The organism is Actinoplanes sp. TBRC 11911, from assembly GCF_012933445.1.
In the GTDB taxonomy this organism is placed as follows: Bacteria; Actinomycetota; Actinomycetes; order Mycobacteriales; family Micromonosporaceae; genus Actinoplanes.
This window is the reverse complement of the sequence record NZ_JABBNC010000074.1, coordinates 1-1,750: the sequence shown is the minus strand read 5'-3', so window position 1 is coordinate 1,750 and position 1,750 is coordinate 1. Positions and strand designations below refer to the sequence as shown.

Annotated in this window: 1 protein-coding gene; it reads left to right on the top strand. The window is 65.1% G+C overall.

Annotated elements, in window-relative coordinates; all coding sequences use genetic code 11:
- Window positions 1-55 precede the first annotated feature (55 nt).
- Window positions 56-1,714 (top strand): ISAzo13 family transposase, encoded by a 1,659-nt coding sequence (locus HH310_RS42955; RefSeq protein WP_169181543.1) that lies wholly within the window; start codon window positions 56-58, stop codon window positions 1,712-1,714.
- Window positions 1,715-1,750: the final 36 nt, after the last annotated feature.

The window sequence follows — 1,750 nt, the reverse complement described above, 5'->3', positions numbered from 1 at the left end:
AGGGCTCGCAGAGGAATAACCCGTAGCTTGCCGGTTTCTGGCCCGTTGATCTGTTATGGGCGTTTCGGTGGAGGTTCAAGAGCAACTGGTGGCGAAGTTCGAGACGATCCTTCCGCATCTCGATGAGCGGCAGCGTCGGTTGTTGATGGGGGCCGAAGCCCGGGTGCTGGGGCATGGCGGGATCCGGGCGGTGGCCAGGGCGGCGGGAGTCCGGGAAGCGACCGTCGCGCTCGGCGTCGACGAACTGGACTCCGGTGTGGTCCCTTTAGGACGGATTCGGAGGCCTGGCGGGGGCCGGAAAAAGGCTGCGGCCCTCGATCCCGGGTTGCGTCCCGCGTTGATGGCTCTGGTCGAGCCCGACGAACGCGGTGACCCGATGTCACCACTGCGGTGGACCACGAAATCGACCCGCAACCTCGCCGCGGAACTGACCCGCCAGGGGCATCCGGTTTCCGCCGACACCGTCGCTGACCTGCTACGCGAAGACGGTTTCAGCTTGCAGGGCAACACGAAAACGTTGGAAGGCAAGCAACACCCGGACCGTGACGGGCAGTTTCGCTACCTCAACGAGCAGGCTCGCACCCACCGCGACGCCGGGCAACCCGTGATCAGCGTCGACACGAAGAAGAAAGAACTGATCGGCGCGTTCAAAAACCCCGGCCGGCAATGGCGCCCAACAGGGCAACCGGTCCCGGTCAACACACACGACTTCCCCGGCGACAGTGCCGGCAAGGCCGTGCCCTATGGCATCTACGACATCACCGCGAACACCGGCTGGGTCAACGTCGGCACCGACCACGACACCGCCGCGTTCGCCGTCGAATCGATCCGCCGCTGGTGGCACACCCGCGGCAGCCACGACTACCCCACCGCGACCCGGCTGCTGATCACCGCCGACGCCGGCGGATCCAACGGCTACCGCTCCCGTGCCTGGAAAACCGAACTCGCCGACCTGGCCACCGAGACCGGCCTGGCCATCACCGTCTGCCACCTGCCACCCGGCACCTCGAAATGGAACAAAATCGAGCACCGCCTGTTCTGCCACATCACCATGAACTGGCGCGGCCGACCCCTGACCAGCCACGAAGTCATCCTGCAATCCATCGCCGCGACCACCACCGGCACCGGCCTGAGCGTGCACGCACAACTCGACACCAACGACTACCCCACCGGCATACAGATCAGCGACGCCCACATGGCCGCCCTGCCGATCGCGCGACACAGCTTCCACGGCGACTGGAACTACACCCTGCACCCGAGCACGCCCGACAACACAACAGCGGCGAATACCGCCACCGAACGGCCCGAATCCTTGTCCCATCCCACTTTCACCGGCATGACCACCGACGAGCTGACCGCACTGACCACCGCGCTGCAAGCCATCCTGGACGCCCGGCGTGAAGCCACCAACGCCGCCTACCAGCAAGCCGTCAAAACCGCCGGTGACAACGGAACACGGCCCCACGCCCCACGATCCGGACGCCCACCCACATTCGCGTTCCGCGACCGGGTCCTGGCCACCATCCTGCACCTGAGGCTCTCGCTGCCCCCGGACACCCTGGCACACCTGTTCACCAGCAACAGATCCACCATCTGCCGAGCCATCCGACAGACGCGTCAACTACTCGATCAACACGGCACCACCATCGCACCCACACCGAACCCGTCCAACACCCTGATCAATCAGCTCGCCACCAACAGCCAAAACGGCTGATAGAGATCAAACCAACGTGTTATTCCTCTGCGAGCC

What these genes read in the sequence shown, in the direction of transcription:
- HH310_RS42955 (WP_169181543.1), top strand. Translation starts at nt 56, where the DNA reads ATGGGCGTTTCGGTGGAGGTTCAAGAGCAACTGGTGGCGAAGTTCGAG.